The organism is Streptomyces sp. 130 (assembly GCF_007096885.1).
Taxonomy (GTDB): domain Bacteria; phylum Actinomycetota; class Actinomycetes; order Streptomycetales; family Streptomycetaceae; genus Streptomyces.
Genome location: NZ_VJNO01000011.1, coordinates 86,796 through 111,063 on the forward strand (window position 1 = coordinate 86,796; position 24,268 = coordinate 111,063).

At 72.1% G+C, this 24,268-nt stretch carries 16 protein-coding genes; 10 read left to right on the forward strand and 6 right to left on the reverse strand.

Features of this window, described 5'->3' with window-relative positions; genetic code table 11:
* Positions 1-2: 2 nt before the first annotated feature.
* Entirely contained in the window at positions 3-800 is a 798-nt protein-coding gene (locus FKN01_RS12490; protein WP_143619631.1) for an ABC transporter permease, read from the reverse strand.
* A gap of 1 nt (position 801) precedes the next feature.
* Complete coding sequence (locus tag FKN01_RS12495) at positions 802-1,731, reverse strand: ABC transporter ATP-binding protein (RefSeq protein ID WP_185992829.1); 930 nt, start codon at positions 1,729-1,731, stop codon at positions 802-804.
* A 156-nt stretch (positions 1,732-1,887) separates the two neighbouring features.
* Between FKN01_RS12495 and FKN01_RS12500 the strand changes: the two genes are divergently transcribed.
* The 3 genes from FKN01_RS12500 to FKN01_RS12510 all read left to right on the forward strand — a co-directional run bounded on the left by FKN01_RS12500 (position 1,888) and on the right by FKN01_RS12510 (position 8,199).
* Positions 1,888-3,858, forward strand: a complete 1,971-nt coding sequence (locus FKN01_RS12500) for an ABC transporter ATP-binding protein (RefSeq protein ID WP_260696861.1) — start codon at positions 1,888-1,890, stop codon at positions 3,856-3,858.
* Complete coding sequence (locus FKN01_RS12505) at positions 3,855-5,762, forward strand: ABC transporter ATP-binding protein (protein WP_143619636.1); 1,908 nt, start codon at positions 3,855-3,857, stop codon at positions 5,760-5,762. Before FKN01_RS12500 ends, FKN01_RS12505 begins: the two co-directional genes overlap by 4 nt.
* A 382-nt stretch (positions 5,763-6,144) precedes the next feature.
* Complete coding sequence (locus tag FKN01_RS12510) at positions 6,145-8,199, forward strand: M4 family metallopeptidase (protein ID WP_143619638.1); 2,055 nt, start codon at positions 6,145-6,147, stop codon at positions 8,197-8,199.
* A gap of 115 nt (positions 8,200-8,314) precedes the next feature.
* On the opposite strand, the gene glgP is transcribed toward FKN01_RS12510, so the two are convergent.
* A complete protein-coding gene (glgP, locus tag FKN01_RS12515; RefSeq protein WP_185992830.1) occupies positions 8,315-10,918 on the reverse strand; it encodes an alpha-glucan family phosphorylase in 2,604 nt (867 codons plus the stop codon).
* 604 nt (positions 10,919-11,522) lie between these two features.
* Between glgP and FKN01_RS12520 the strand changes: the two genes are divergently transcribed.
* The 4 genes from FKN01_RS12520 to glgB all read left to right on the forward strand — a co-directional run bounded on the left by FKN01_RS12520 (position 11,523) and on the right by glgB (position 19,358).
* On the forward strand, positions 11,523-13,556 hold the full coding sequence (locus tag FKN01_RS12520; RefSeq protein ID WP_143619640.1) for an alpha-1,4-glucan--maltose-1-phosphate maltosyltransferase: 2,034 nt from the start codon (positions 11,523-11,525) through the stop codon (positions 13,554-13,556).
* Complete coding sequence (gene treS, locus FKN01_RS12525) at positions 13,553-15,259, forward strand: maltose alpha-D-glucosyltransferase (protein WP_143619642.1); 1,707 nt, start codon at positions 13,553-13,555, stop codon at positions 15,257-15,259. The genes FKN01_RS12520 and treS overlap by 4 nt, the downstream gene beginning before the upstream one ends.
* A 228-nt stretch (positions 15,260-15,487) precedes the next feature.
* Positions 15,488-16,882, forward strand: a complete 1,395-nt coding sequence (locus FKN01_RS12530; RefSeq protein WP_143619644.1) for a maltokinase N-terminal cap-like domain-containing protein — start codon at positions 15,488-15,490, stop codon at positions 16,880-16,882.
* Positions 16,883-16,949: 67 nt separating this feature from the next.
* Positions 16,950-19,358, forward strand: coding sequence for a 1,4-alpha-glucan branching enzyme (gene glgB, locus FKN01_RS12535; RefSeq protein WP_143619646.1), 2,409 nt, complete (start codon positions 16,950-16,952; stop codon positions 19,356-19,358).
* Positions 19,359-19,403: 45 nt separating this feature from the next.
* On the opposite strand, the gene trxA is transcribed toward glgB, so the two are convergent.
* Both trxA and FKN01_RS12545 read right to left on the reverse strand, forming a co-directional pair.
* Complete coding sequence (gene trxA, locus FKN01_RS12540; RefSeq protein ID WP_143619648.1) at positions 19,404-19,736, reverse strand: thioredoxin; 333 nt, start codon at positions 19,734-19,736, stop codon at positions 19,404-19,406.
* A gap of 3 nt (positions 19,737-19,739) precedes the next feature.
* Positions 19,740-20,144, reverse strand: coding sequence for a MerR family transcriptional regulator (locus FKN01_RS12545; protein WP_143619650.1), 405 nt, complete (start codon positions 20,142-20,144; stop codon positions 19,740-19,742).
* A gap of 371 nt (positions 20,145-20,515) precedes the next feature.
* On the opposite strand from FKN01_RS12545, the gene FKN01_RS12550 reads away from it, so the two are divergent.
* From FKN01_RS12550 to FKN01_RS12560, 3 genes are all read left to right on the forward strand, one after another.
* A complete protein-coding gene (locus tag FKN01_RS12550; protein WP_143619652.1) occupies positions 20,516-21,559 on the forward strand; it encodes a peptidoglycan-binding protein in 1,044 nt (347 codons plus the stop codon).
* A gap of 220 nt (positions 21,560-21,779) precedes the next feature.
* Positions 21,780-22,214, forward strand: a complete 435-nt coding sequence (locus FKN01_RS12555) for a hypothetical protein (protein ID WP_260696862.1) — start codon at positions 21,780-21,782, stop codon at positions 22,212-22,214.
* A 7-nt stretch (positions 22,215-22,221) separates the two neighbouring features.
* Positions 22,222-22,785: a L,D-transpeptidase gene (locus FKN01_RS12560; RefSeq protein ID WP_143619654.1), complete on the forward strand. Its 564-nt coding sequence runs from the start codon at positions 22,222-22,224 to the stop codon at positions 22,783-22,785.
* 82 nt (positions 22,786-22,867) lie between these two features.
* Here the strand turns inward: FKN01_RS12560 and FKN01_RS12565 are convergent, their stop codons facing one another.
* A complete protein-coding gene (locus tag FKN01_RS12565; RefSeq protein ID WP_143619773.1) occupies positions 22,868-24,241 on the reverse strand; it encodes a cation:dicarboxylate symporter family transporter in 1,374 nt (457 codons plus the stop codon).
* Between the last annotated feature and the right edge of the window lie 27 nt (positions 24,242-24,268).

Below are 24,268 nucleotides of genomic sequence, written 5' to 3' on the forward strand. Positions count from 1 at the left end.
TTCTACTGCCACCGGAACGTGCGGACCGCGGTCCACCCCGCCGCGAGGGCCCAGGCGGCGACCGCGCCGAGGTAGGCCCAGCTCGGCCAGGAGCCCCGGGCGGCCTGGTCCAGGGCCTGGGACGCGGCGCCGAAGGGGGTGGCCTGGACGATGCGGCGGAGCACGTCGGGCATGGTCTGGACGGGGACCCAGACACCCGCCGTGAACATCATGGAGAAGTAGACCAGCGAGCCCGCGGCGGCGGCGATCTTCGTCGTACGCGACAGCGCGCAGATCAGCGAGCCGATGGCGAGGACGCAGACGACCGCGAGCAGCAGCGCCAGCAGGTAGCCCAGCGGCCGGTCCGGCAGCGCCACCCCGTAGGCGATCCGGCCGACGGCCACGACCAGCAGGGCGGAGACGAGCGCGGCGGCGCCGTGCAGCGCGATCTGCGCGCCGAGCAGCGCGAAGGGCCGCACCGGTGTGGTGGACATGCGGCGCAGGATGCCGCGTTCGCGGTAGCCGGTGAGGACGGGCGGCATCGCCTGGAGCCCGGACATGATCAGGGCGAGCAGCACCGCGATGGGCACGTACAGGTCGATGACGCGCCGGCCGCCGAGCCCGTCGTCGTGCTCCCGGAAGGAGGGGACGAAGCCGAGGACCGCCAGGAGCACGGTCGGGAAGACGACGATCCAGAACAGGCTGCCGGGTTCGCGCAGGAAGAGCCGGGCCTCCGCCTTGAGGACGGCGAGCGTCGCGCCCGGCACGGCGGTACGGGGCGCGGGGGCGGGGGTGGTGGGTGCGGTGTGCGCTGTGGCCATCTCAGGCTGCCCGTTCTGTGCGGCCGGGCCCGTCGGCGGGGCCGGTGAGGTCGAGGAAGGCGTCGTCCAGGGTGGTCTCGGAGACCCGCAGGCGGTGGGCGGTGACGCGGAGCCGGGCGAGCAGCGAGATCACCGCGTTGACGGTCTCGTCGGTGCCGTTGATGACGACCCGGCCGCCCTCGGTCTCGTACGACACCGCGCCGGGGAGCCCCGCGAGTTCGGCCTCGGGCAGCGGTGCGGAGGGCGTGAAGGAGATGACGGTGGAGCCGTCGGCGCCGGCAACCAGGCCGGCCGGGGTGTCGAGCGCGATGACGCGCCCCTTGTCGATGACGGCGATGCGGTCGCAGAGGCGCTGGGCCTCCTCCATGAAGTGGGTGACGAGCACGACGGTGACGCCGCCGTCGCGCACGTCCTGGATCAGCTGCCAGGTGTCGCGCCGGGCACGCGGGTCGAGGCCGGTCGTCAGCTCGTCCAGGATGACGACGCGGGGCCGGCCGACGAGGGCGAGCGCGATGGACAGGCGCTGCTTCTGGCCGCCGGAGAGCCGGTGGAAGCGGGTGCCCAGCTTGGCGGCCAGGCCGAGCCGTTCGGCGAGCGGGCGCCAGTCGGCGGGGTGAGAGCAGAAGGCGCTGTACAGGTCCAGGGCCTCGCGCACGGTGATCTTGGGCTGGAGTTCGCTCTCCTGGAGCTGGGCGCCGAGCAGTCCGGTCACCCGGCCGCGTTCGGCGACCGGGTCGAGCCCGGCGACCCGGACGGTGCCCGCGTCGGGGACCCGCAGGCCCGCGACGCACTCGACGGTGGTGGTCTTGCCCGCGCCGTTGGGGCCGAGGATCCCGAAGATCTCCCCCTCCTGGACGGAGAAGGTGACTCCGTCGACCACGGGGCGGCCGGCGTAGGACTTGCGCACCCCGTTCACTTCGATGACTGCCATGGCACCGAGCATCCGCCCGGCGGGCCCGCCCCGGTATCGGCCATCGCGCTCGAACCGGCATCGGCCGATCGGTTGACGTCCCCTACGACCCGTGGGGGACGGGTGGCGGAATAAAACCGCAGGACCGATATCCGGACGGACCGTAGGCTCCTCCTGATGCGCCAGGAACATGTAGAACCCAAGGACCGGTCGGCCGTACGTTCGCTGCTGCGGCTGTGGCCGTACGTGAGGCCCGTACGGGCACGGCTCTTCGGGGCCGCCCTGGTGGCGATCGTCGCCTCCTGTCTGAGCCTGGTGATCCCGCTCGTCCTGAAGTGGATCGTGGACGGCCCTGTCGCGGACTCGGACCCGGGCGGGGTCTGGCTCGGCGCGCTGTACCTGCTGCTCCTGGGCGTCGCCGAGGCGGTGCTGTTCGGGGTGCGGCGGTGGATGGTGGCGCGTCCGCTGGCGGGGGTCGAGGCGTCGATGCGGGCGGATCTCTACCGGCACCTCCAGCGGCTGCCCGTGGCCTTCCACGACCGCTGGCCCTCGGGGCAGTTGCTGTCGCGCGGGACGACGGACCTGATGATGGTCCGGATGTTCCTGGCCTTCCCGCTGACCTTCCTGCTGGTCAACGCGACCACGATCCTCGTCGGCTTCGTGGTCCTGCTGCTCCAGGAGTGGACGCTCGGCCTGGTGCTGCTCGTGCCGGTCATCCCGCTGGTGCTCGTCTGCTCGGCCTTCGAGGCGAAGTACGCCAAGGTGGCGCGCCGCGCCCAGGACCAGGTCGGCGACCTGACGACCGTGGTCGAGGAGAGCGTGCTCGGCATCCGGATCATCAAGGGCTTCGGCCGCCACCGCACCCAGTCCGACGCCTTCCGGGCGCTCGCCGGGCAGCTGCGCGGCACGGAGCTGGCCAAGGCCCGGCTGCTCGCGCGGATCTGGACCCTCATCACCACGCTCCCCGAACTCGCCATCGGGGCCGCCCTGGTGTTCGGGACGATCGAGGTCGCCGACGGCGGGCTGTCGGCGGGCACCCTGGTCGCCTTCCTCTCCACGGCCCTCGCGCTGCGCTGGCCCGTCGAGTCGATCGGCTTCCTGCTGGCGATGAGCCAGGAGGCGGCGACGGCGACCGAGCGGTACTTCGAGGTGATGGACGCAGCCGAGGAGGAGGACACCGGCCGGGCGGTCTCGACCGGGGCCCCCGGGGCGGACGGCATCGTCTTCGAGGGCGTCGAGTTCCGCTACCCCGACGCGGAGGAGGGCTCGGCGCCCGTCCTGGAGCGCATCGACCTGCACGTCCGTCCGGGCGAGACCATGGCCCTGGTCGGCGCGACCGGGTCCGGCAAGACCACGCTCACCTCACTGGTGCCCCGGCTGTACGAGGCGACGGCCGGGCGGATCACCCTGGACGGCGAGGACATCACCGCGATGCCGCGCGCCCGGCTGCGGGAGCTGGTGTCGGTGGCGTTCGAGGAGCCGACGCTCTTCTCGGCGAGCGTCGGGGAGAACGTGCTGATGGGCGCCGAGGGGGCCGGCGAGGAGGAGCTGCTGCGGGCGCTCTCGGTCGCCCAGGCCGGCTTCGTCCAGGAGCTGCCGCACGGGGTGGACACCGAGGTCGGCGAGCAGGGCCTGAGCCTGTCCGGCGGCCAGCGCCAGCGGCTCGCCCTGGCCCGGGCGGTGGTGGGCCGGCCGCGCTTCCTGGTCCTCGACGACCCGCTCTCCGCGCTCGACGTGCACACGGAGGCCCTGGTCGAGGCGGCGCTCCGGCAGGTCCTGGCGGAGACCACGGCGGTGGTGGTCGCGCACCGGCCGTCGACCGTGATGCTCGCGGACCGGGTGGCGCTGCTGTCCGGGGGCCGGATCAGCGCGGTCGGCACCCATCAGGAACTCCTGCGCACCAACGCCGAGTACGCCTGGCTGATGTCGGGCGCGGACACGCCGGCCGGCACCGGCTCCGACACCCGCACCGGCTCCGGCTCCGGCTCCCGCACCGACACCGGCACCAGCGCCGACACCGGCTCCGACACCCGCACCGGCACTGGCTCCGACACCGGCACCCGCCCTCGCACCGGCACCGGCACCGGCACCCGCACCACCGAATTCCTGGGCACGAAGGCCCCTGCCGAGGAGGGCAGCACCCGATGACCAGCACGACGACCGGCCGGCCGGCCGAGCCCGCCGAACCCGGCGGCACCGACGGCACCGGCGGCACCGGCGGCGTGGAGGACCGGCTGACGGCCGCCCCGGAAGCGGCGGCCGGGGACCCCTTCGACCGCGACGACCTGCCGACCCCGCGCGGCGCCACCCGGCAGCTGCTCGCCTCGCTGCTGCGGCCGATGCGGGGGCGGGTGGCCGCGTCCGCCCTGGCCATCCTGTTGCAGCAGGCCGCGGTGCAGGCCGGGCCGCTGCTGGTCGCGTACGCCATCGACAGCGGGGTGCCCGCCTTCCGCGACGAGGACTACGGGCCGCTGATCGCCGTGGCGCTGGGCTACGCCCTGTGCTCGGTGGCCTCGGGCGCCCTGCAGTACGCGTTCATCCAGCTCTCCGCGCGGGTCAGCCAGGACGTCCTGCTCGACCTGCGCGGCCGGATCTTCCGCCACGCGCAGGCGCTCAGCGTGGACTTCCACGAGCGCTACACCTCGGGCCGGCTGATCTCCCGGTCCACGACCGACCTGGAGTCACTGCGGGAGCTGCTGGAGGAGGGGCTCCAGGAGCTGATCCACATCGTCCTGTCCTTCGTGTCCATCGCCGTGGTGCTGCTCTGGCTGGACCTGGCGACGGGCGCGGTGGCGGTGGCGTCCTTCCTGCCGCTGTACCTGCTGGTGCGGCTGTACCGGAAGCGTTCCTCGGTGATCTTCGCGGGGCGTTCGACGGCGATCGCGTCGGTCGTCGTGAAGTTCGCGGAGACCATGAACGGCATCCGGCCCGTCCAGGCGTTCCGCCGCGAGCGGATCAACGACGCGGCTTTCCTGGAGCTGAACACGCGTCACCGGGCCGCGAACGGCGACGCGATGCTGGAGAACGCGCGTTACGTCGTCGGCTCGCGGCTCGTCGCGAACACGGCGGTGGCCGCGATCGTGCTGTGGGGCGCCTACCGGGTGGCGGACGGCGGTCTCGCGCTGGGGGTGCTGGCCGCGGTGGTGCTCTATCTGCGCCGGCTGTACGACCCGATCGACCGGCTCAGCATGTTCCTCAACTCCTTCGAGTCCGCGGCCGCCTCGCTGGCGAAGATCGCCGGGCTGCTCGCGCAGGCGCCGACGGTCCCGGAGGCGCTGGAGCCCCGTGCGCTGCCGGCCAGGGCCGGGGACGAGCCGGGCCGCGAGGTCGTCTTCGACGGGGTGAGCTTCGGATACCGGACGGGCGGCGAGGTGCTGCCCCGGTTCGACCTGACGATCCCGGCGGGGCAGACGGTGGCCGTGGTCGGCTCCACGGGGGCCGGCAAGTCGACGCTCGCCAAGCTGCTCGCCCGGTTCTACGACCCGAGCGCGGGCCGGGTCCTGCTGGACGGCACCGACCTGCGCGACCTGGCCACGCCCGAGCTGCGGCGCGGTGTGGTGATGGTGACCCAGGAGGCGTTCCTGTTCTCCGGGACGGTCGCGGAGAACATCGCGATCGGCCGGCCGGAGGCAAGCCGGGAGGAGATCGAGCGGGCCGCGAAGGCGATCGGCGCCCATGACTTCATCACCGGTCTGCCCGACGGCTACGACACCGATGTGCGCAAGCGGGGCGGCCGGATCTCGGCGGGGCAGCGGCAGTTGGTGGCGTTCGCCCGGGCGCTGCTGGCCGACCCGGCGGTGCTGATCCTCGACGAGGCGACCAGTTCGCTGGACATCCCCGGTGAGCGCGCGGTGCAGCAGGCGATGGACACGGTGCTGCACGGCCGCACCGCGGTGGTCATCGCGCACCGGCTCTCGACCGTGGAGGTCGCGGACCGGGTGCTCGTGATGGAGCGGGGGCGGATCGTGGAGGACGGCGCGCCGGCCGAGCTCATCGCGGGCACCGGCCGGTTCGCCGGTCTGCACCGCGCGTGGCGGGAGAGCCTGGCCTGACGACCCGGCCGTCCGCCCCTTTTGTCCCGGGGGCGGACGGCCGGATCGCGCCACGCCTCCGCACTGTCTCGACAGGTGGGAACTTTCCGCACGTTCACATTCGCGTCGCACGCCGCTCTTCCGCCCGTAATACCGACGCGCCCTGCGCTTTCGGCGCGCGGGAGGGCTCGGCGGCCCCCGTGGCACCGCCGTGCGAAGATCCGCGAAACGTCCGCTTAACGAACACGTATCTTCCGGCAACGAACGAATTCCGGCCAAGTTGTTGACGCGGTCCTGACAGAGATGGCCGACTCCTGACACTCTTCACCCCGTTCCGCGCTCTGCTTGCTCTGCCCGGACGGCTCTCCCAGCCGCCGGTACCCCCCTCGCAGAAGGAGTCCGCGTGAGATCCACGCACAGCCGCCGTGCCACCGCGACCGGCGCTCTCATAGCCGCAGCCGCCCTCCTCGCCGTAGGCGTCCAGACGGGACCGGCCTCCGCCGCCCCGGACGACGGCACCGCCAGGACCGCCACCGCCTCCAAGGCGAACCCCGGCGCCCTGCCCAAGCAGCTCTCGCCCTCGCAGCGCGCCGAGCTGATCCGCGAGGCCACCGCGAGCCGGGCGGCCACGGCGAAGAAGCTCGGTCTCGGGTCCCGGGAGAAGCTCGTCGTCCGCGATGTCGTCCAGGACAACGACGGCACCACGCACACCCGTTACGAGCGCACCTTCGACGGTCTCCCGGTCCTCGGCGGCGACCTGGTCGTCCAGGAGACCGGGGCCGGCGCGACGGAGAGCGTCGTCAAGGCGTCCCGCGCCACCAGCGCCCAGCTGAAGGCCGTCGACACGGTCGCGGACATCACCCCGGCGGCGGCCACCAAGCAGGCGCTCGGCGCGGCGAAGGCGGCCGGTTCGGACCGGGCCGAGGCCGACACGGCGCCCCGCAAGGTCGTCTGGATGGCCTCCGGGACACCGCAGCTGGCGTACGAGACCGTGGTCGGCGGCCTCCAGGAGGACGGCACCCCGAACGCGCTGCACGTCATCACGGACGCCTCCACCGGAGCGAAGCTCTACGAGTGGCAGGCCATCGAGAACGGCGTCGGCAACACCGAGTACAGCGGCCAGGTCACCCTGGGGACCTCCGGCTCCTCCGGCGGCTACAACCTGACCGACACCGCGCGCGGCAGCCACAAGACGTACAACCTGAACCACGGCACGTCCGGCAAGGGCACCCTCTTCTCCGGCGCCGACGACGTCTGGGGCGACGGCAGCGCCTCGAACCCGGAGACGGCGGCGGCGGACGCCCACTACGGCGCGGCCGAGACCTGGGACTACTACAAGAACGTCCACGGCCGCACCGGCATCCGGGGCGACGGCGTCGGCGCGTACTCCCGCGTCCACTACGGCAACAACTACGTGAACGCCTTCTGGGACGACAGCTGCTTCTGCATGACGTACGGCGACGGCAGCGGCAACGCCAACCCGCTGACCGCGCTGGACGTGGCGGCCCACGAGATGAGCCACGGCGTCACCTCGAACACGGCCGGCCTCAACTACAGCGGCGAGTCCGGCGGCCTCAACGAGGCGACCAGCGACATCTTCGCCACCGCCGTCGAGTTCTACTCCAACACCGCCGCCGACCCGGGTGACTACCTGATCGGCGAGAAGATCGACATCAACGGCGACGGCACGCCGCTGCGCTACCAGGACAAGCCGAGCCGCGACGGCATCTCCAAGGACTCCTGGTACTCGGGCATCGGCAGCATCGACGTGCACTACTCGTCGGGCCCGGCCAACCACTTCTTCTACCTGCTGTCCGAGGGCAGCGGCGCGAAGACCATCAACGGCGTCAGCTACAACTCCCCCACCTCCGACGGCCTGCCGGTGACCGGCATCGGCCGCGCGAAGGCCGAGCAGATCTGGTTCAAGGCGCTCACCACCAAGTTCACCTCCACCACCAACTACGCGGGGGCCCGCACCGGCACGCTGGCGGTGGCCGGTGAGCTGTACGGCACCAGCAGCGCCGAGTACAAGGCCGTCCAGGACGCCTGGGCCGGGATCAACGTGGGTGCGCGCTCCGACGGCGGCACCGACCCGACGGACCCGGGTGACGGCACGGTCTTCGAGAACAAGACCGCCGTGTCCATCCCGGACGGCGGCTCGGCCGTCACCAGCTCGGTCACCGTCTCCGGCCGCTCCGGCAAGGCGCCCAGCGCCCTGCAGGTCGGCGTGGACATCACCCACACCTACCGCGGTGACCTGGTTATCGACCTCGTCGCCCCGGACGGCTCCACCTACCGGCTGAAGAACTCGAACATCAGCGACTCGGCGGACAACGTCAAGGCGACCTACACCGTCAACGCCTCGTCCGAGACGGCCAACGGCACCTGGAAGCTGAAGGTCCAGGACGTCTACAGCGGGGACAGCGGGAAGATCAACAGCTTCAAGCTGACCTTCTGAGCCCCGTCCGCGCCACCCCCCACCACGCGGGTCACCGCATGACCCGCCGCTGACACGGAACCGCCCGGGAGAAGAGACCCTCCTCCCGGGCGGTTCCGTCATGCCGGGGCGGCGCTCAGCGCAGCAGCACGCCGCCGCCCTCGCCGGCGGCCCCGGCCGGCTGCGCGACCAGGCCGAGTTCGGCGCCGCCGGCCAGCAGCCGGTGGGCGGGCAGCACGCGCACGGTGTAGCCGTACGGGCCCGTGCGGTCCAGGGCGAGCGGGCCCTCGTACAGCCAGTGGCCCTCCAGGTCCTGGCCGCCCGCCGGCTTCAGCGGGAAGACCTGGGCCTCGGTGATCGCGTCGGACGAGTCGACCCGCCCGGCCACCGCCTGGACCTCCACGTCGTCCGGCGCCAGCGCGCCCAGCGAGACCCGCACCCGCAGCGCCAGCGTGGACCCCAGCTCCGCCGTCGTGACGGAGGCGGTCGGCGCCACCGCCTCCACGTGGTCGACGGCCACCCCCGGCCAGGCGGCCCGTACCTTCGCCTTCCAGCCCGCCAGCTCCCGCGCCCGGGGCGCGTCCAGCGCGCGCTGGGCGAGCGCGGCGGGGGCGTACAGCCGCTGCACGTACTCCGCGACCATGCGGTCGGCGAGCACCTTGGGGCCCAGGGTGCCCATCGTGCGGCGGACCATCTCGATCCAGCGTCCCGGCAGCCCGTCGTCCCCGCGCTCGTAGAAGTGCGGGGCGACCCGGTCCTCGATCAGCTCGTACAGGGCGCCCGCCTCCAGGTCGTCGCGCCGGTCCTCGTCCAGCGCGCCGCCCTCGGCCGTGGGGATCGCCCAGCCGAAGTCCGGCTCGAACCACTCGTCCCACCAGCCGTCGAGGACGGAGAGGTTGAGGCAGCCGTTGAGCGCGGCCTTCATCCCGCTGGTACCGCACGCCTCCAACGGGCGCAGCGGGTTGTTCAGCCAGACGTCGCAGCCCGGGTAGAGCTTCTGGGCCATCGCCATCCCGTAGTCGGGCAGGAAGACGATGCGGTGCCGGACCCGGGCGTCGTCGGCGAACCTGACCAGCTCCTGGACCAGCCGCTTCCCGCCGTCGTCGGCCGGGTGGGCCTTGCCCGCGACGACGATCTGGACCGGCCGCTCCGGGTGCAGCAGCAGCGCCCGCAGCCGGTCCCGGTCGCGCAGCATCAGCGTCAGCCGCTTGTACGAGGGGACGCGGCGGGCGAAGCCGATGGTGAGGACGTCCGGGTCGAGCACCCCGTCGATCCAGCCGAGTTCGGCGGGCTGGGCGCCCCGGTGGCGCCAGGAGGCGTGCAGCCGCTGCCGGACCTCGGCCACCAGCTGTTCGCGCAGGGTGCGGCGCAGGTCCCAGAGCCGGCGGGCCGGGATGTCCGCGACGGAGTCCCAGCGGCCCGGGGTGCCGCCCGACTCGGCGCGCAGCCGGTAGACCTCGGGGGCCACCCAGGTCGGCGCGTGGACGCCGTTGGTGACGGAGGTGATCGGGACCTCCGGCGCGTCGAAGCCCGGCCAGAGACCGGCGAACATCTGCCGGCTGACCGCGCCGTGCAGCGTGGAGACCCCGTTGGCGCGCTGGGCGAGCCGCAGTCCCATGACCGCCATGTTGAAGACGCCCGGGTCGCCGCCGGGGTAGGTCTCGGTGCCGAGCTCCAGGACGCGTTCGGCGGGGACCCCGGGCAGTTCGCCGTCCTCGCCGAAGTGACGGGCGACGAGCTCGCGGTCGAACCGGTCGATTCCGGCCGGGACCGGGGTGTGGGTGGTGAAGACGGTGCCGGCCCGCACGGATTCCACCGCGGCGTCGAAGTCCAGGCCGGTCGCCGCGAGTTCGCGGATGCGTTCCAGGCCGAGGAAGCCGGCGTGGCCCTCGTTGGTGTGGAAGACCTCGGGGGCGGCGTGGCCGGTCAGCCGGCAGTAGGCGCGCACGGCGCGGACGCCGCCGATGCCGAGCAGCATCTCCTGGAGCAGCCGGTGCTCGCTGCCGCCGCCGTACAGCCGGTCGGTGACCTCGCGTTCGCCGGGGGCGTTCTCCTCGACGTCGGAGTCGAGCATGAGCAGGGGGACCCGGCCGACGTGGGCCTGCCAGATCTGCGCGTGCAGGGACCGGCCGCCGGGCAGGTCCAGGACGATCTGGCTGGGGGTGCCGTCGGCCTCGCGGATCAGGGTGAGCGGCAGCTCGTTCGGGTCGAGGACGGGGTAGTGCTCCTGCTGCCAGCCGTCCCGGGACAGGCTCTGCCGGAAGTAGCCGTGCCGGTAGAGCAGCCCGACGCCGATGAGGGGCACGCCCAGGTCGCTGGCGGCCTTGAGGTGGTCCCCGGCGAGGATGCCGAGCCCGCCGGAGTACTGGGGCAGGGCGGCGGTCACCCCGAATTCGGGTGAGAAGTAGGCGATGGCGGCGGGGAGCGCGCCGTCCTGCTCGCGCTGCTCCTGGTACCAGCGGGGCTCCTGGAGGTACGCGCGCAGGCCGGCGGACGCCTCGGCGAGCCGGTGCAGGAACGCTTCGTCCCGGGCCAGCTCGGCGAGCCGCCCCGCGGACACGGAGCCGAGCAGGCGTACGGGATCGCACTCCGCGCCGGAGCCGGCCGCCGGGTCGACGGCCCGGAAGAGCTCACGGGTCTCGGTGTGCCAGGACCAGCGCAGGTTCCGCGCCAGGTCGCTGAGGGGTTGGAGGGAGTCCGGAAGGACGGGACGCACGGTGAATCGACGAATGGCCTTCACGCGTTCCACCTTTACAGGGGACCTACGAATCCGAGCGGGACGCACCTCCATGTGCGCCGCTCCGTCACCCTCGACGGTAACCGTGTCCCCGGCGCGCCCGACACGGCGCGCGGCTTTCCCGTACGCCTCCCCCGTCCCGCAGGGCGTCACCGGGCCCGTACGTCACAGGCGTTATGGCCGATTCCTTCCCCTCATTCGGTCTTGTGGGCCTTCACGGCACAGGGAAAGCTGCCGGGTGGCGCCCATTCCCACCTCCCCCGTACGCCCGAGGAGATGACATATCACCGGATTGGCCCACCACGATGCGGGGGAAGGCTTCTCCGGTACCCGGAAAGAATGCATTCGGATGACAGCCGATGACGGTTCATCTCCGGCACGCGTGTGATTCATTCCCTGGCCGCCGGTGATCGGTCCCCGGTTCGTATACGACCTGTTTGGACTGCCATTCGAGTGAACGCGCACAGGAGCGGCCATGCCCACACCCCACCAGTCATCCACCGAGCGGCTAGAAAGGACGCAACCCCATCTTCGCGGCGCGCGCGTTCAGCCTTCGGCGCACGCTGCCCACTTTGCCGAGTCCGAGCTCCAGTCCCCAGGTGATTCCATGATCGGTCGCATTCCCGTTCTCGACGTCCATCCGCTCGTCGACTGCGGCAGAAGGCCCGCCAAGGCCGTTGCCGGTGAGACCTTCCAGGTCACCGCGACCGTCTTCCGGGAGGGCCATGACGCGGTGGCGGCCAATGTGGTGCTGCGCAGCCCGAGCGGGCGCCCGGGCCCCTGGACGCCGATGCGCGAGCTGGCCCCGGGCACCGACCGCTGGGGCGCCGAGGTCACCCCGGACTCCGAGGGCCGCTGGACGTACACGGTCGAGGCGTGGAGCGACCCGGTCGCCACCTGGCGCCACGCGGCCGGCATCAAGATCCCGGCGGGCATCGACACCGCGCTGGTCCTCGCCGAGGGCGCCGAGCTGTACGAGCGCGCCGCCGAGGGCGTCCCGAAGCGCGACGGCCGGGAGGCGGTGCTGGCGGCGGTGGACGCGCTGCGCGACGAGTCCCGGCCGGCCGAGGCGCGCCTCGCGGCGGCGCTGGCGCCGGAGGCCCGGGCCGCGCTGGACCGCCATCCGCTGCGCGAACTGGTGACCGCGTCACGGCCGCACCCGCTGGTGGTCGAGCGGCGGCGCGCGCTGTACGGCTCCTGGTACGAGATGTTTCCGCGCTCCGAGGGCGCCAGGTACGAAACCCCGAAGCCGCGCGGGGGCCGGGGCGCCAAGTCCGCCGAGCCGCAGCGGCCGCGGCTGGTCAGCGGCACCTTCCGGACGGCGGCCGAGCGGCTCCCGGCGGTCGCCGCGATGGGCTTCGACGTGGTCTATCTGCCGCCCGTCCACCCCATCGGCACGACGCACCGCAAGGGCCCGAACAACTCGCTGACCCCCGCCCCGCACGATGTGGGAGTGCCCTGGGCGATCGGTTCGGCGGAGGGCGGACACGACGCGGTCCACCCGGATCTGGGCACGCTGGAGGACTTCGACCATTTCGTGGAGACGGCCCGCAACCTGCGTCTCGAAGTGGCCCTGGATTTCGCCCTCCAGTGCTCGCCGGACCACCCGTGGGTGGAGAAGCACCCGGAGTGGTTCCAGCACCGGGCCGACGGCTCGATCGCGTACGCGGAGAATCCGCCGAAGAAATACCAGGACATCTATCCGATCGCCTTCGACAAGGACCTTCCGGGCATCGTCGCGGAGAGCGTGCGCATCCTGCGCTTCTGGATGGACCGGGGCGTACGGATCTTCCGCGTCGACAATCCGCACACGAAGCCGGTGATCTTCTGGGAGAAGGTCATCGCGGAGATCAACCGCACCGATCCCGACGTGATCTTCCTGGCCGAGGCATTCACCCGGCCGGCGATGATGCGCACCCTGGCCGCCATCGGGTTCCAGCAGTCGTACACGTATTTCACCTGGCGGAACACCCGCCAGGAACTCACGGATTACGTGACCGAACTGGCCGGTGAGACCGCCGCGTTCATGCGGCCGAATTTCTTCGTGAACACCCCCGACATCCTTCCGGGATACCTTCAGGAGGGCGGCAGGCCCGCCTTTGAGGCCAGGGCGGTGCTCGCGGCGACCCTTTCCCCCTCCTGGGGGGTGTACGCGGGGTACGAGCTGTGCGAGAACACCCCGATCCACCACGGCAGTGAGGAGTACCTCGACTCGGAGAAGTACGAGATCCGGCCCAGGGACTGGGAAGCCGCAGAGCGTGAGGGCCGTTCGCTCGCCCCGCTCATCACCTCGCTCAACCGGATCAGGCGCCGCCACCCGGCCCTGCAGCAGCTGCGTGACGTGCACTTCCACGCGTCGGACAACGACGCGGTGATCGCCTACAGCAAGCGTTCCGGTTCGAACATCCTTCTGGTGGTCGTCAACCTCGACCCGCACCACACCCAGGAGGCGACCGTCTCGTTGGACATGCCGCAACTCGGCCTCGACCGGCACGAGAGCGTGCCGGTGCGCGACGAGCTCACCGGCACTTCCTATCACTGGGGCAGGACGTTCTATGTGCGCCTTGAGCCGGGCGTGACGCCCGCGCACATCGCCGTCCTGCGACCGTCCCCGCCGACCGGAGGGTCACCCACACCATGATCGTCAATGAGCCCGTCCACGACACGTTCGAGGACACCCCGGCCAAGGACCGCGATCCCGACTGGTTCAAGCGTGCCGTCTTCTACGAGGTGCTCGTCCGGTCCTTCCAGGACTCCAACGGCGACGGCATCGGAGACCTGAAGGGGCTCACCGCCAAGCTCGACTACCTCCAGTGGCTGGGGGTGGACTGCCTCTGGCTGCCGCCGTTCTTCAAGTCCCCGCTGCGCGACGGCGGTTACGACGTCTCCGACTACACCGCCGTGCTGCCGGAGTTCGGCGACCTCGCCGACTTCGTGGAGTTCGTGGACGCCGCGCACCAGCGCGGCATGCGCGTGATCATCGACTTCGTCATGAACCACACGAGCGACCAGCACGAGTGGTTCCAGCAGTCCCGGACCGACCCCGACGGGCCGTACGGCGACTACTACGTCTGGGCCGACGACGACAAGCAGTTCCAGGACGCCCGGATCATCTTCGTGGACACCGAGACGTCCAACTGGACCTTCGACCCGGTGCGCAAGCAGTACTACTGGCACCGGTTCTTCTCGCACCAGCCCGACCTCAACTACGAGAACCCGGCGGTGCAGGAGGAGATCATCTCCGCGCTCCGCTTCTGGCTGGACCTGGGCATCGACGGCTTCCGGGTCGACGCGGTGCCGTACCTCTACCAGCGCGAGGGCACCAACTGCGAGAACCTCCCCGAGACCCACAACTTCCTCAAGCGGGTCCGCAAGGAGATCGACGCCAACTACCCGGACACGGTCCTGCTCGCCGAGGCCAACCAGTGGCCCGAGGACGTCGTGGACTACTTCGGCGACTACCAGTCCGGCGGGGACGAGTGCCACATGGCGTTCCACTTCCCCGTGATGCCGCGCATCTTCATGGCCGTACGGCGCGAGAGCCGCTACCCGGTCTCGGAAATCCTGGCGAAGACCCCGGCGATCCCGGACAACTGCCAGTGGGGCATCTTCCTGCGCAACCACGACGAGCTGACGCTCGAAATGGTGACGGACGAAGAACGCGACTACATGTACGCGGAGTACGCCAAGGACCCGAGGATGCGGGCCAACATCGGCATCCGCCGCCGGCTGGCGCCGCTGCTGGACAACGACCGCAACCAGATCGAGCTGTTCACCGCCCTGCTGCTGTCGCTGCCGGGCTCCCCGATCCTCTACTACGGGGACGAGATCGGGATGGGCGACAACATCTGGCTGGGCGACCGGGACGCCGTACGCACCCCGATGCAGTGGACGCCCGACCGCAACGCCGGGTTCTCCTCCAGCGATCCGGGGCGGCTCTACCTCCCCACGATCATGGACCCGGTCTACGGCTACCAGGTCACCAACGTCGAGGCGTCGATGGCCTCCCCGTCCTCGCTGCTGCACTGGACACGGCGGATGATCGAGATCCGCAAGCAGAACCCGGCGTTCGGCCTCGGCACCTACAACGAACTGCCCTCGTCGAACCCGGCCGTGCTCGCCTTCACCCGTGAGCACGGGGACGACCTCGTGCTGTGCGTCCACAACTTCTCCCGGTTCGCACAGCCGACGGAGCTCGACCTCAGGTCCTTCAACGGGCGTCATCCGGTGGAGCTGATCGGCGGGGTGCGCTTCCCCGCCATCGGTCAGTGGCCCTACCTGCTGACACTCGCGGGACACGGCTTCTACTGGTTCCGGCTGCGCAAGGACGCGCCGCCGAGCTGACGCGCGAGGGCCGCGTGCGGGGCGGTTACCGCCGCTCCGCACGGGGCACCCGCCCCCATACCGGGTGGTTCAGGAAGGTTCCTGGATTCTCCTGGCGTTTCTATCCCCTCATGTCGAGTCCGTACGGATCATCCTGACCCGACACGTCCCGCACAGCCGGACAGCCAATGCCGCAATCCGGGACACTCTTCGCATCCTGTGGTGTGCCCGGGGAAAGGACGCGATGCCATGTCGGAGGCTGCATCCGCTCAGGTCACCCTGGCGAACAGCACAGCCCTGATTCCGTCTCTCGGACCGCTGCTCCACGAATGGCTGCCCCGGCAGCGGTGGTTCGCGGGCAAGGGACGGCCCATCACCGCCTTCTCGCTCGTCTCGGCCACCGAGATACTGCCGGTGGACGGCGGCGACGGCTCCTCCCCCGGGCTCCTGCACCTGCTGGTGCGGGTCCACCAGCCCACGATGCCCGCCCAGCCCCCCGTGGACTGCTACCAGTTGCTCCTCGGGGTCCGCTCCGCGCTGCCCCAGCACCTGGCGCCCGCCGCCGTCGGCCGGGTGCCCGACGGGCCGCTGGCCGGGCTCGCGGTCTACGACGGGCTGCACGACGCGCGCCTGGCCTCGCTGCTGCTGGAACGATTGCGCACCCCCGGCCGGCTCGGGGCGGTCCGCTTCGACCGGGGCGCGGAGCCGATCCCGGAGGACCTGCCGCCCCGGGTGCTGGACACCGAGCAGTCCAACTCCTCGCTGGTGTACGGCAACGCGTACATCCTGAAGATCTTCCGCCGGGTCTTCCCGGGCACCAACCCCGACCTGGAACTGCCGCTCGCCCTGTCCCGCGAGGGGTGCGGGCGGGTCCCCGCGCCGGTCGCCTGGTTCGAGGCGGCGACCCCGGAGCGGCTGACGCTCGGGGTGCTCCAGCCCTTCCTGCGCGGTGCCCAGGACGGCTGGCAGCTCGCCCTGCGCGCCCTCGCCACCGGGCACGACTTCCTCGCCGAGGCGAGGGCGCTGGGCCGGGCGACGGCCGAGGTGCACACCGCGCTGGCCGCCGCCCTCCCGACCCCGGTGCTCCGGCGCTCCCAGACCGACGAGCTCGCCGCGGCCATGGTGGAGCGCCTGGAGGCCGCCGCCCACGCGGTCCCGGAGCTGGTCCCGTACGTCCCCGGGCTGCGCACCGCCTTCGACGCGGTCGCCGCGCTCGGGCACCGGGGGCGCAGCTGGGCCGCCCAGCGGGTGCACGGCGACCTCCACCTCGGCCAGACCCTGCGCGGCGCCGACGGTTTCTGGTCACTGATCGACTTCGAGGGCGAGCCGGCCCGGCCGCTCCCGGAGCGCCGCAGCCCGCAGCCCCCGGTGCGCGACGTGGCCGGGATGCTGCGCTCCTTCGACTACGCGGCCCGCTCGCACCGGCCCTGGAAGCCCGAGTGGGCCGCCCGCTGCCGGGACGCGTACTGCGACGGCTACGCCGAGGCGGCGGGCGCCGACCCGCGCGCCGAGCCGGAGCTGCTGCGCGCCCACGAGACCGACAAGGCGGTGTACGAGGTGCTGTACGAGGCCCGGCACCGGCCCGACTGGCTGCCGGTCCCGATGGCCGCGATCCACCGCCTGGCCTCGGTCCCCGCCGGCTGACGATGCCCCCTCCCCCGTACCGCCCCGTCCGCCCCACCCCGCCAACACCTCCGAGGAGGCAGTCCCTGTGACCGCCCGCAAGCCGTCCCGCAAGTCCGAGCCCGCCGTCCCCGCCACGCCCGCCGCCGAGCTCCCGCTCACCGAGGAGCCGATCGCCGCCACCCTCTCCTCGCCGCCGGCCGGGCCGCCCGCGAAGAAGCGCGCCCCGAGGAAGACCCCCGCGACGGGGGCCGCCGCCCCGGCGAAGCGCGCGAAGAAGGCCGCCGCACCGCCCAGGCCCCGCAGCGCCGGCAGCCAGGAGCTGCGCCCGGCCACCCCGCTGTCCGACGCCGACCGGGGCCGGCTGCTGGCCGGTGAGCATCACGCCCCGCACGATCTGCTCGGGGCGCACGAGGTGGACGGCGGGGTGGAGATCCGGGTGCTGCGCCCGTTCGCCCGGTCGGTCACCGTGCTCGCGAAGGGGCTGCGGGCGCCGCTGCACAGTGACGGGGACGGGCTGTTCTCCGGGGTGCTGCCGCTGCCCTCGGTGCCGGAGTACCGGCTGCTGGTCGCGTACGACGACAACGAGATCGAGGTCCACGACCCGTACCGCTTCCTGCCCGCGCTCGGGGAGCTGGATCTGCATCTGATCCGGGAGGGCCGGCACGAGGAGCTGTGGACCGCGCTCGGGGCCCGGCCGATGGAGCACCAGCAGGTCGCCGGGACGCGGTTCACGGTGTGGGCGCCGAATGCCCGGGGCGTGCGGGTGTGCGGTGACTTCAACTACTGGGACGGCACGGGCTTCCCGATGCGGTCGCTGGGCGCGTCCGGGGTGTGGGAGCTGTTCCTGCCGGGGACCGGGGAGGGCGCGCTGTACAAGTTCGACATCTGCCGCCCCGACGGTTCGCACACGATGCGCTCGGACCCGATGGCCCGGCACACCGAGGTGCCGCCCGCCACCGCCTCGGTGGTGACGGCCGCGCACCACGTGTGGCAGGACCAGGAGTGGATGGCGAACCGCGGCAACGTGCCGGTGCACGAGGCGCCGTTCTCGGTGTACGAGGTGCACCTGCCGTCCTGGCGGCCCGGTCTGTCGTACCGGCAGCTGGCCGAGCAGCTGCCCGCGTACGTGAAGGAGCTGGGCTTCACGCACGTCGAGCTGATGCCGGTCTCCGAGCACCCCTTCGGCGGCTCCTGGGGCTACCAGGTCACCGGGTTCTACGCCCCGACCTCGCGGATGGGCTCGCCGGACGACTTCCGCTTCCTGGTGGACGCGCTGCACCGGGCCGGGATCGGCGTGATCATGGACTGGGTGCCGGCGCACTTCCCGCGCGACGACTGGGCCCTCGCGGAGTTCGACGGCCGGCCGCTGTACGAGCACGAGGACCCGAGGCGGGCCGCGCACCCGGACTGGGGGACGCTGGAGTTCGACTACGGGCGGGCCGAGGTCCGCAACTTCCTGGTCGCCAACGCCACGTACTGGTGCGAGCAGTTCCACATCGACGGGCTGCGGGTGGACGCGGTGGCCTCGATGCTCTACCTGGACTACTCGCGCGAGGACGGCCAGTGGTCGCCGAACGAGTTCGGCGGGCGGGAGAACCTGGACGCGGTCGCCTTCCTCCAGGAGATGAACGCCACGGTCTACCGGCGCAATCCGGGGGTGGTCACCATCGCCGAGGAGTCCACCGCCTGGGACGGCGTGACCCGCTCCACCGACCACGGCGGGCTCGGCTTCGGGCTGAAGTGGAACATGGGCTGGATGCACGACTCGCTGGTCTACGTGTCCAAGGAGCCGGTGCACCGCAAGTACCACCACAACGAGATGACGTTCTCGATGGTGTACGCGTACAGCGAGAACTACGTGCTGCCGATCTCGCACGACGAGGTGGTGCACGGCAAGCAGGCGCTGGTCTCCAAGATGCCGGGCGACTGGTGGCAGCGGCGCGCCAACCACCGCGCCTACCTGGGCTTCATGTGGGCCCACCCGGGCAAGCAGCTGCTGTTCATGGGCCAGGAGTTCGCGCAGGGCGCGGAGTGGTCGGAGGGGCACGGCCCGGACTGGTGGCTGCTGGACCCGTCGTACGAGGCGTCCGGCGACCACCGCGGGGTGCGGGACCTGGTGGCCGACCTGAACAGGGTGTACGGGGCGACGCCCGCGCTCTGGCAGCGCGACACCCGTCCGGAGGGCTTCGCCTGGGTGGACGGGGGCGCCGCGGAGGACAACGTGTTCGCGTTCCTGCGCCACGACGCGAAGGGCGCGCCGCTGCTGGCGGTGTCCAACTTCTCGCCGGTGGTCCGGCACGACTACCGGCTCGGGGTGCCGGAGGGCCCCCGGCTGTGGGCCGAGGTCCTGAACACGGACGCGGTCCGGTACGGGGGCGGCGGGGTCGTCAACGAGGAGCCGCTGAAGCCGCAGGACGTGCCGTCGCACGGCAGGCCGTGGAGCGTGTCGCTGACGCTGCCGCCGCTGGCGACGGTGTGGTTCAAGCCGGCGTGAGACGGTGAGGGGGCGGGGCCCGGTGGCCTCGCCCCCTCGGGCGGTTCAGAGCACGTCCTCCAGCTCCTGGAGGAGCCGCCGCTTCGGGCGGGCGCCGACCATGGACTTCACCGGTTCGCCGTCCCGGAACACCATCAGCGTCGGCATCGAGAGGACGCCGTACCGGGTGCTGGTCCCCGGGTTGCGGTCGACGTCGATCTGGACGACGCGGAGCCGTTCGCGCTCCTCCTCGGCGATGGCGCCCAGGACCGGGGCGAGCTGGCGGCAGGGGCCGCACCAGTCGGCGGTGAACTCCACCAGGACGGGCCGGGTCTCCCCCCGTACCTCGGCGTCGAAGTTGTCGTCGGTGAGCTCGTCGACGCCCGTTGCGTGGATCATCTGTCATCCTCCCAGTTCGCAGCGTGGTTCGGGGCCGCCGGGCAGTCCGGCGGACGCCTCCAGCTCGGCGCGGGCCAGCTGGGCGCCCACCTCCGTGCGGACGGCCCGCAGCTGCTCGATGAGCCGGTCGAGCTCGCCGAGCTTGCGCCGGTAGACGGCGAGCGAGGCGGGGCAGGCGTCCCCGGCGGGGTGCCCGGCGCGCAGGCACTCCACGAAGGGCCGGGTCTCCTCCAGGTCGAACCCGAAGTCCTGGAGGGTCCGGATCTGCCGGATGAGCCTGAGGTCGCTCTCGTCGTACGTGCGGTAGCCGTTCACCGCGCGCCGCGCGGGCAGCAGCCCCCGCGACTCGTAGTAGCGCAGCGTCCGCGTCGTCGTCCCGGCCCGTTCGGCCAGCTCCCCGATTCGCATACGGCGACCGTAATCCTTTACGCCGACGTCAAGGCAAGGGCCGGCCGTGCGCGGCGGGCGGGTCCGCGGGCTCGGGGCGGCTACGCGCGGCCACCCCTCCGGGTGAATGACCGGTGGTGGCGGAGGGGGCGGTGGACGGGGGCGGGCACCACGGCGCTGGGGGATTCTCCTGCTCCGGGCCGCCCGTTCGTCCGGGCGGCGGCAAAATCGTCGTGCCGGACGGGTGACCGCTCTCGCTACGATCTGCTCCACTGTCGGCCGATGCATCCGGGTATGCACCTATGCACGTCATCTGACCTGCGTATATGCCGGCAGGCAGGAGGATTCGGCCGCCGTGCCGGTCCCGCGCCACGACCGGGAGGAGCGCAGGCATGGCGGATGAGCCGGGGAGCGAAGGCCGTGAGGCCCCTCCCGGAGTGCTGCTCGCGGGGCTGCTGCGCGGGTGGTGGGAGGCGGCCGGAGGACCGGACGGTGGTACGCGGCCCACGCAGCAGGCGCTGGCCTCGCGCCTCGGCATCGACCAGACCACGCTCTCGCGCTATCTGAACGTGAAGCACCCCTCCACGGCGCCGCCGCGCGTGGTCGAGGCGCTGCACGCCCACCTCGGGGCCCCCGCCGAAGAGCTGGAACAGGCACGGGTGTGGTGCGGGGCGGCCCTGGCGGACCAGAGCCGCCGGCGGGCCGTCGTCCACGGGCGGGAGGGAGCCGGCGGCCCCGGGGCCGCTGCCGGAGCGGGGCGGGACTCCGGTGCGCGCGAGAGCCGTCCCCGGGGCTCGCTCCTGCGCCGCCGGCTGCCGGTGGCGGCGCTGGCAGCGGCGGCCCTGGTGGCCGCGTTCGCCGCCGGCGCCGTCACACAGCAGCGCTGGAAGCCGGTCTCGACGCCCGCGGCCCGCGAGGAGGGACGGGCGGGTGCGGTCTCCGCGGCCGGGAAGACGCGCGCCTGGCCGGTGCTGAGGCGCAAGCGGCACGAGGACCAGTTCACGCCGGGCCGCGCCCTGCAGTACCTGCTGAAGGAGGAGGGTTACGAGCTGGAGGCGGACGGGATCTTCGGGGACAGGACGTACCGGGCCGTCGTGGACTTCCAGCGCGCGAACCACCTCCCCGCGGACGGCAAGGTGGGCCGGAGGACCTGGCCGGTGCTGGTCCGGGACATCGCGCTGGGAGACCGGGGCTTCGCCGTACGGGCCGCGCAGGAACTGCTGGACAACGCGGGCCAGGGCGCCACGGAGGTGACGGGGACGTTCACCCCGACGAACGCCGCCGACGTGAGCTTCTTCCAGCAGGCACAGGGACTGCACCCGACGGGCCGGGTCGACACGGAGACCTGGCTGGCCCTGCTGGTGAGCCAGAGCCCGCCCCAGGGCACGCCCTATCACCGGCCGGCCGCCACCCCTTCGGCGTCCGTGTCCCCGTGAGGGCCTGCGGCCCGGGGCGGCGCGGCGCCGGCACGCAGGGCCGCCCGGCCTCCTGCCTGGAGACATAACAGCAGGTCAGGGCGGGGCGTGCGCGGCTGCATCGATGCCCCTACGCAGGCATACGGCATCTCTTCGTCCCGCCTGTCCGGGCCGGGCAGCCTGGTGGTGCGCCCAGCGATCCGTTGCGGCGCCTCTCCCACCGGCTCTCCAGGAGTTCCTCATGTCCGCTGCCCGCAAGACCCTCTCCTCAGCCCTCTCGGCCGTCGTGCTCGCCGGCGGGCTCGCCCTCGGCGCGGCCGGCACGGCGCACGCCGACGGATGCGGCGCCGCCCGGGCCCCGAAGACCAGCGGTGCCACGGCCTCCTGGCGGGTCACCTGCCCGACCGGGAACTCGGTGCGGGTCACGGGCTGGGTGGAGGACACCCGCATGGACGGGGACTGCGCCGTCGTCCGCGTCGTCGCCAACAGCACGCAGAAGACGAAGAAGGCGTGCGGATCGGGCGTGCGTGAGCCCTTCGCCTTCGACTTCCGGGACCCGCTCGGCCCAGGTGCGCCTGGCCACCGTCTGATCCGCGCCCCGCACCCGCGCACCGGGCGCGGACCCGCGCCCGGACCACACCACGGCCGGACGGCCGGCCGCAACAGATGGAGCTGATGACCGCATGAAGACGTCCAAGCCGCTCGTCCACGGCGTCCTGATCACGGCGGCCCTGGCCGCGACCGTGGCGGCACCGCCTTCGGCCGCCGCCACCGCCGAGGCCGCCGCCCCGCGCACGGCCCTGGTGTTCGACAAGAACCCGAAGAAGCCCGGCGACTCACGGCTGCTCGTCTACCGGAACGGCAAGCTGCACGCCGCCTACCGGGCCGGGTCGGGCTACGGCGCCCAGGGCACGAACGACTGTGCCGTGGGCAGGGGCTGGATTCCGGACGGCAACTGGAGGATCAAGCTGAAGGACACGCGCTACAACGGCAGGCTCGTCAAGGGGTACGCGGTGTGGCTGGAGAACATGCCGTGCTCCACGAAGCGAGCCACCCGCACGGAGATGTTCATCCATTCCGAGATGAACCGTGACGGCAGCCGGGGGAAGACCGAGGCGCGCCGCTGGGACGGGCCGGGCGACTACGATTCCAACGGCTGCGTGAAGCTGAACCCGACGGACATCGCGAAGATGTTCAGGCTGCTGAACCGGATCGGCTGGCCGACCCACCTGCGCGTGACCGCGTGACCGGTCCGTACGCGCACGGCCGCCGCTCGTGAACGGTGAGGCGGCCGGTACGGGGCTCCCGTACCGGCCGCCTCACCGTGCGTCAGACCTTGGTGAGCGAGGGCCGCTCCTCGCCGCCCCTGGCCTCCGGGACGTGCGGCTCGCCGGTGTGGGCGTCGTCCGTCATCGTCGTCTCGTCGAAGGGCAGCGCGCCGGAGAGCACCCGGTCGGCCCGTTCGCGGTCGATCTCCTTGGTCCAGGTGCCGACGAGGACCGTGGCGACCGCGTTGCCCGCGAAGTTGGTCAGGGCGCGGGCCTCGCTCATGAAGCGGTCGATGCCGACGATCAGGCCGACGCCGTCGACCAGTTCGGGGCGGTGCGACTGGAGGCCGCCGGCCAGCGTCGCGAGGCCGGCGCCGGTGACGCCCGCCGCGCCCTTGGAGGCGATGACCATGAAGACCAGCAGGGAGATCTGCTCGCCGATGCTCAGCGGGTCGCCCGTCGCGTTGGCGATGAACAGCGAGGCCATCGTGAGGTAGATCGCGGTGCCGTCCAGGTTGAAGGAGTAGCCGGTCGGCACGGTGATGCCGACGACGGGCTTGCTGACGCCCATGTGCTCCATCTTCGCGATCAGCCGGGGCAGCGCCGACTCCGAGGAGGAGGTGGACAGGATCAGCAGGAACTCCCGGCCGAGGTACTTCAGCAGCGCGAAGATGTTGACCCCGGCGACCAGGCGCAGGATCGCGCCGAGCACCACGAAGACGAAGAGCGCGCAGGTGACGTAGAAGCCGATCATGATGACCGCGAGGGACTTCAGCGCGTCCACGCCGGTCTCCCCGACCACCGCGGCCATCGCGCCGAACGCGCCGACGGGCGCCGCCCACATGATCATGGCGAGGATGCGGAAGACGAGGCGCTGGATGTGCCCGATGCCGCGCAGCACCGGCTCGCCGGCCGGGCCCAGGGCCTGCAGCGCGAAGCCGGAGAGCAGGGCGATCAGCAGGGTCTGGAGGACCTCGCCCTCGGTGAAGGCGGAGACCAGGGTGGTCGGGATGATGCCGAGCAGGAAGTCCGTGGTGGACTCGCCGGCCCCCTCGGCCTGCTTCTCACCGGCGGCGCGGACCGCCTCGGTGATGTGGAGGCCGGAGCCGGGCTCCAGGATGTTGCCGACGATCAGGCCGACGGCCAGGGCGACCGTCGACATGACCAGGAAGTAGCCGAGGGCGAGGCCGCCGACGGCCCCGACCTTGGCGGCCTTGCGGACCGAGCCGACGCCCAGGACGATCGTGCAGAAGATGATCGGCGAGATCATCATCTTGATCAGGTTCACGAACCCGGTGCCGATGGGCTTGAGTTCGACGGCGGCGTCCGGGGCGACGAAGCCCACGAGGATGCCGAGGCCGACGGCCGCGATCACGGCGAGATACAGATACTTCGTGCGGTCCGGCTTGGTGCGTTCCGGCTCGGCGGCGCTCACTGCCACGGGGGTCTCCTCGGGTCGTCC